This window comes from Deinococcus misasensis DSM 22328 (genome assembly GCF_000745915.1).
Taxonomy (GTDB): Bacteria; Deinococcota; Deinococci; order Deinococcales; family Deinococcaceae; genus Deinococcus_C; species Deinococcus_C misasensis.
The window spans coordinates 112015-118200 of the sequence record NZ_JQKG01000013.1 but is presented as its reverse complement, the minus strand read 5'-3'; the positions used below and the strand labels follow the sequence as shown (position 1 = coordinate 118200).

6 protein-coding genes are annotated in these 6186 nt (G+C 54.7%); 4 read left to right on the top strand and 2 right to left on the bottom strand.

Features of this window, described 5'->3' with window-relative positions:
• Window positions 1-84: 84 nt before the first annotated feature.
• The 4 genes from Q371_RS10520 to Q371_RS10505 all read left to right on the top strand — a co-directional run bounded on the left by Q371_RS10520 (window position 85) and on the right by Q371_RS10505 (window position 4820).
• Window positions 85-954, top strand: a complete 870-nt coding sequence (locus Q371_RS10520; protein WP_034335833.1) for a carbohydrate ABC transporter permease — start codon at window positions 85-87, stop codon at window positions 952-954.
• A gap of 9 nt (window positions 955-963) precedes the next feature.
• On the top strand, window positions 964-2319 hold the full coding sequence (locus tag Q371_RS10515) for a GH1 family beta-glucosidase (RefSeq protein WP_051964074.1): 1356 nt from the start codon (window positions 964-966) through the stop codon (window positions 2317-2319).
• 328 nt (window positions 2320-2647) lie between these two features.
• Window positions 2648-3700 carry an FtsW/RodA/SpoVE family cell cycle protein gene (locus Q371_RS10510; protein WP_034339955.1) on the top strand — a complete coding sequence of 351 codons (1053 nt, stop codon included), beginning with the start codon at window positions 2648-2650 and terminating at the stop codon, window positions 3698-3700.
• Window positions 3701-3860: 160 nt separating this feature from the next.
• Window positions 3861-4820: an aldo/keto reductase family protein gene (locus Q371_RS10505; RefSeq protein ID WP_034339952.1), complete on the top strand. Its 960-nt coding sequence runs from the start codon at window positions 3861-3863 to the stop codon at window positions 4818-4820.
• 162 nt (window positions 4821-4982) lie between these two features.
• Here the strand turns inward: Q371_RS10505 and Q371_RS10500 are convergent, their stop codons facing one another.
• Both Q371_RS10500 and Q371_RS10495 read right to left on the bottom strand, forming a co-directional pair.
• Window positions 4983-5453 carry a hypothetical protein gene (locus Q371_RS10500; RefSeq protein WP_034339949.1) on the bottom strand — a complete coding sequence of 157 codons (471 nt, stop codon included), beginning with the start codon at window positions 5451-5453 and terminating at the stop codon, window positions 4983-4985.
• Between the two features lie 87 nt (window positions 5454-5540).
• A complete protein-coding gene (locus tag Q371_RS10495) occupies window positions 5541-6020 on the bottom strand; it encodes a hypothetical protein (RefSeq protein WP_157442636.1) in 480 nt (159 codons plus the stop codon).
• Between the last annotated feature and the right edge of the window lie 166 nt (window positions 6021-6186).

Genomic DNA, 6186 nt, shown 5'->3' with positions numbered 1-6186 from the left:
TGGGTGCTGTTCCTGATCATTCTGGCCATCACCCTGCTGAACAACCTGATCTTCGGCAAAGCTGCCAGAGCGGAGGCTTAACCCATGAGCGTCACCCTGCAAAAACCCGACAAAGTCCGTTCGTTGTCCCAGCGTTACCTGGGAAGCAAAATTGCCCTGAACGTGGTGCTGTTGCTGCTGGCGATTTTCACGATGTTCCCGTTGTACTTCATGTTCGTGTTCGCCACGTACAGCAAAGAAACCATGTTCCAACTGCCTGTCCACGTGTGGTTCGGCGCAGACACCCCCCTCAACTTCCAGATCCTCATCGACAAAACCAACTTCTGGCGGGCCTTCTGGAACAGCACCTACCTCTCCCTCATGAGCGTCGCCCTCACCCTCTTCTTCTGCTCTCTGGGGGGTTACGCTTTCGCCATGTACGACTTCAAAGGCAAAAACGGCATGTGGGGCATGCTGATTGCCACCATGATGATCCCCGGCACTTTGGGACTGGTTCCCTTCGTGATCATCATGAACCAGATCGGTTGGGCCGGTGATCCCAAAGCCCTGTACATCCCCGGTGCAGCCAGTGCGGTGGGCATCTTCATGATGCGTCAGTACATCGCCTCCTCCATCCCCAAAGAACTCATGGAAGCCGCCCGGATCGATGGGTGCAGTGAATTCCGGATTTACTGGAATGTGGTGCTGCCCCTCCTCACCCCCATGCTGGCAACTCTGGGCCTGACCACCTTCATTGGCTCCTGGAACAGCTTTTTGGGCGCTCTGGTGCTGCTCAGAGAGAGTGAGACATTCACTTTGCCGTTGATCCTGCGGAGTCTTCAGGGGGTTTCGACGGTGGAGTGGGGGGCGATGATGCTGGGGGCTTCGATCACCACCTTGCCTCTCTTGGTGATGTTCTTCTTCACTTCCCGTCAACTTGTCGCTGGCATCACCGCCGGTGCCGTGAAAGGATAAAAAAACACCATGACTGTAAAATCCCTCGCTCCATCTCAAGAAGTCATTTCCAACAGCCCGCCCCGTTTTCCAAAGGGCTTCATCTGGGGAACTGCCACTTCCAGTTTTCAGATTGAAGGGGCCGCCCACGAAGACGGACGCAGCCCTTCCATCTGGGACACGTTCTGCGCCACCGAGGGAAAAATCCTGGACCGCACCAACGGCGACATCGCCTGTGACCACTACCACCTCTGGGAACAGGACCTTGACCTGATCAAAAGCCTCGGGGTTCAAGCCTACCGCTTCTCCATCGCATGGCCCCGAGTGATCCCCACAGGCAAAGGTGCCGTCAACAGCAAAGGTCTCGATTTCTATGAGCGCATTGTGGATGGTCTGATTGCCCGTGGTCTGGAACCCCACGTGACCCTGTACCACTGGGACCTTCCCCAGTGCCTGCAAGACATCGGCGGCTGGGAAAACCGGGATGTGGCCTATTACTTTGCAGATTACGCTGCCGTGGTGGCAGACCGTCTGGGAAGCCGGGTCAAGAGCTACGCCACCTTCAATGAGCCATGGTGTGTCTCCATCCTGTCCAACGAACTCGGGCACCATGCACCCGGCAAGTTTGACCGGAAAGCCGCCCTGCAAGTGGCCCACCACCTGCATCTGGCCCACGGTCTGGCCATGTCCCGCCTGCGTGGCATGAACCTGACCTCAGATCTGGGCATTGTGCTCAACCTGACCCCTGCATATGCAGCCTCCGACAGCGAAGCCGACCAGCACGAGGCCACCATGAACGATGGCAGAACCAACCGCTGGTTCTTGGACCCCATTTTGCGCGGTGAGTATCCTCAGGATGTCTGGGAAGCTTACGAAGAAGAAGGCGTGCTGCCCACAGTATTGCCCGGCGATCTGGCAGTGGCCTCACAACCCATTGATTTCATGGGCATCAACTACTACACCCGCTCTTTTGTGAGTGTGGATGACAAGAAACTCCCAGAGGGCACCGAGTTCACCGACATGGGCTGGGAAGTGTTCCCTCAGGGCCTCAGCGACCTGTTGATTCGCCTGCACAACGAGTACAAGCTGCCTGACATCTACATCACCGAAAACGGTGCAGCTTACCCCGACCAGATGGCCGAAGATGGACACGTGCATGACACGGGACGCATCAACTACCTGAATTCCCACTTCAAGGCAGCACATGCCAGCCTTGAAGCCGGAGTGCCCCTCAAAGGTTACTTTGTGTGGTCCCTCATGGACAATTTCGAATGGGCTTTCGGGTACAGCAAGCGTTTTGGCGTGGTGTATGTGGATTACGAAACCCAGAAGCGCACACTCAAAGACAGCGCCCTCTGGTACCGTGACTTTTTGAAAGAACAATGATTCAAGCCTGAGGGGTTGGGCATCCATCTGGAGCCTGACCCCTCAAGCAATCGGCTGACAAATCCAGAAATCCCGTTTTTGGGACCCCGTAGGCAAGCCCCTCTCCTCCTCTCCCCTTCGGAGAATCCGGACAGATTCCGGCATTGCGGCAAATGCAGAATCTGACCGTTTGAATGACATCCGGTTCTCATCCCTTTCCATCCTTCAGTGAACGTCTGCGGTCGGAGCGGCAACCCACCGCAGACACTTTTTTTTGCTTGATTTTGCCTGCAGAGGCATCTGGAAACTTTCACACAGTTCAAGTGGAAAAAACGTACTCTTAGATCTGATGATTCGGTATGAAGTTGCACTTCCTTTGATCGTGCTTGCCATCCTCGGGGTGGGTCTGGTGGCCGTGAGTTCGGCTGCCACTCCGGCGGATTTCCAAAAGCAGTTGATGGGCATCGGGCTCAGCATGGTTCCGCTGGTGATGCTGTGGTTTTTTGGTCGGGAAAGGTTGTACCGCTTCTCCTTTGCGATTTATGGACTGGCGGTGTTGCTGTTGCTCGCAACCATGGTGATTGGCAAAGATGTCAACGGATCCAGAAACTGGCTGGTGATTGGGCCCCTGCAATTCCAACCCCTTGAGGTGGCCAAACTGGCTTTGATCATTTCTCTGGCGAGGGTCATGAAGGGCGGTTATCAGGGTCTGAAAAGTTATTTTCTACCTCTGGCCCTCTTTTTGCCTGTGATGGGTCTGGTCATCAAAGAAGACTTTGGTGGTGCGATGGTGCTCAGTGGCATTTTCGCGGGCATGATGCTGGTGTACCGGATCCCCATCTGGCACTTTCTGGCGGTGGTGGTGGCTGTGGCCATTGCCTTTCCCACCGTGGTTTACCCGAGGCTTCAACCTTACCAGCAACAACGCCTGACCATCTTCATCAACCCCATGCAGGATGCCCGCAACTTCGGATACCAGCAGGTGCAGGGCATGATTGCCATTGGCTCTGGTGGCTTGATGGGCAAAGGTTACAAGCAGGGCACCCAGACCCAGAATGGCTTTGTGCCTTTTGCCCACACCGATTTTATTTTTGCTGCCTGGACGGAAGAACAGGGCTTTGTGGGAGGGGTGTTCTTGCTGGTGCTGTTTGGTGCCCTGTTCTGGAGGTTGTCCATCATGGGCTCTGAAAGTCCTCACCTGCAAGACCAGTTGCTTTTCGCAGGGGTGCTGGGGCAGATGGGGGTGCAATCTCTGGAAAACATCGGAGCAGCCATGTCTTTGCTGCCCCTGACAGGGATCACCTTGCCTCTGGTGTCTTATGGACTGAGTTCCCTGATTTCGGTGATCACCACACTGGGCATGGCCTATGTGATCCACCGTGACCGATACAACAGCATCTGAAATCTGCATTGTGTTCTTTATCTTGATCCTCCTGCCTGTTCAGGAGGGTTTTTGTTGGGATAGGCCATCTCACCTACCCGAGATTGTGAGTTTCTGCGGCTTTCATCAGGCAAGCGTGGGGGTAAAGTATGGGCGAATTTTCAATTTCAGGAGTGAACACATGGAATACCGCAAACTGGGCAAAAGTGGACTGAAAGTCAGCGAGATCTCTCTAGGAGGCTGGGTCACCTTCGGCAATCAGGTCACCGACACCGACCTGACCCGTGAAATCCTCCTCAAAGCCTATGACTCTGGCATCAACTTCTTCGATCAGGCAGACATTTACGCCAACGGCAAATCCGAAGAGATGATGGGCAACGTGCTGAAAGAATTGCCCCGTCACCGTCTGGTGATTTCCAGCAAGGTGTACTGGCCGATGTCCGACGATGTGAACGACCGTGGACTGTCCAGAAAACACGTTCTGGAAAGCATCGACAAGTCCCTGAAACGCCTGCAGACCGATTACCTCGACATTTATTTTGCCCACCGTTACGATCCCGAGACCCCCATGGAAGAAATCGTGATGGCCTTCGATCAGGTGGTGCGCTCGGGCCGAGCCCTGTACTGGGGCACCAGCGAGTGGACCGCTGCCCAGATTGCAGAAGCAGTCGCTTTCGCCAAGGCCAATGGCCTGCACGCCCCAGTGGTGGAGCAACCCCAGTACAGCTTGCTGTATCGGGACCGTGTGGAAAAAGAAATCCTGCCTTACACCGATCCCCACGGCCTTGGATTGGTGGTCTGGAGCCCTCTGGGCATGGGCATGCTGACGGGCAAGTACGACAACGGCATCCCCGAGGGCACCCGCATGTCCATGAATGAGGGCTTTGCCAAGCGTCTGGTGACCGACAGCAACGTTCAAAAAGTCAAAGAATTGAAAAACATTGCAGATGAGCTGGGTCTGACCCGCAGTGAACTGGCTCTGGCATGGGTGCTCCGTCAGAAAGGGGTTTCCAGTGCCATCATCGGGGCCACCAAAGTCAGCCATGTGGAGGACAACATCAAGGCTGCTGGGGTCAAACTTTCCGATGAGGTGCTTGCCCGCATTGAAGCCCTCTTCCCTGCCAAAGAAAGCGTTTACTGAGTTCCATAAAACCACAAAGAGCAGCTTTTATAGCCTTTGACAAAAGAATAAAAGGATGTCTCTCTGGAAAAGGTTTCTTGAAACAGGAGGATTCGCCTGAATCCTCCTGTTTCACTGATAAACGCAGTAAAGCAGCTCTTTCTGTGTATTTTGTTGAAAAATTCAGTCCAGCACTTTGAGCAGTTCGGAAATGACGACCAGTTCGGTGTCGCTGACCTTGTTGGGCTCGGCATGGAAGAAATCTCCATCTCTGGCTGCACCTGCGACCCGGCTCATGACTTTCCCGAGGAAATCCCCGTAAGCGCGGTAGGCTTCGCTGTTGGTTTTGTGTTCCAGCAGGGCACGCACCTGTTGCAGTTGTTCCACCGTGCGGGCTTTGAGTTCACCGGCCTTGCCTGAGGGTTTCTGGTCCAGCAATCCACTTTCCAGCACAGCAGTTTTGAGGCGCACAATCAGGGCGTGGTCCTCTGGGTGCTCCTCAAAGCACTTTTCCAGCACCCGGTTCTCTTCACGCACCCCGGTGGGTCCAGAGAAATGGGCATGGGCCACCGTCAGGCCAGCCAGCACAGGGGTGGAAAACAGCACATTCCATTCTTGTTCGCTAAAACCGAATTCAGAAGCGTTTTGGGTCATACTTCACCCATCCTAATGGATTTGCATCCATGTGAACCGAAATTCATCACGCTGCTTCTGCAAGCATGTCCAGCCTGTGGCCACCCTTCAATGTTCAGGGTCCAGAGCACGGCACAGTTCGTCCATGACAGCCCGTTCTTGCACACTGATGTTGTCGGTCTGGTTGCCCAGAAGGCCCCCTTCTCGGGCAGCCCCGGCCACTTTGAGCATGAGGGTTTTGACGAATTGCAGGTAAGCTTGATGGGCCTCTGGATCGGTGCGCTCGGGGAGGACCGGAGCCAGTTTTTTCAGCGTGAAGAGGGCCTTCTCGCGCATTTCTTCAAAAGGGGTTTCACGCTCGGGGCCAATCAAATCCTGTGCCAAAATGGAAGCTTTGACCTCCTGCACCAGAGGGTGGTCTTGTGGGTGCCCTTCCATGAATTGACGCAATGATTTGAGTTCTTCGAGGGTGCCCAGCCAGCCGGAAGGGTGGGCATCCACCACCGTCAGGCCTGCGTAGACTGGAGCGGCACAAAGCCATTCCCATTCCAGAGGCGAAAAATTCAGGCTGTGATCTACATGGGTCATCTTGAATGGCATGTTAACAAAGCCAGATGAGGGAATGCAGGATAAACGCAAAGTCTGAAGTTTGGCAGGCCGACTGAGAAAGCGGTCAGCGGTCAGCCATCAGCGCTCAGCGAAAAGCCCACCCAAAAGCGTTTGCTTTCGAAAAGAGCAAGACCAAAAGGCAAAG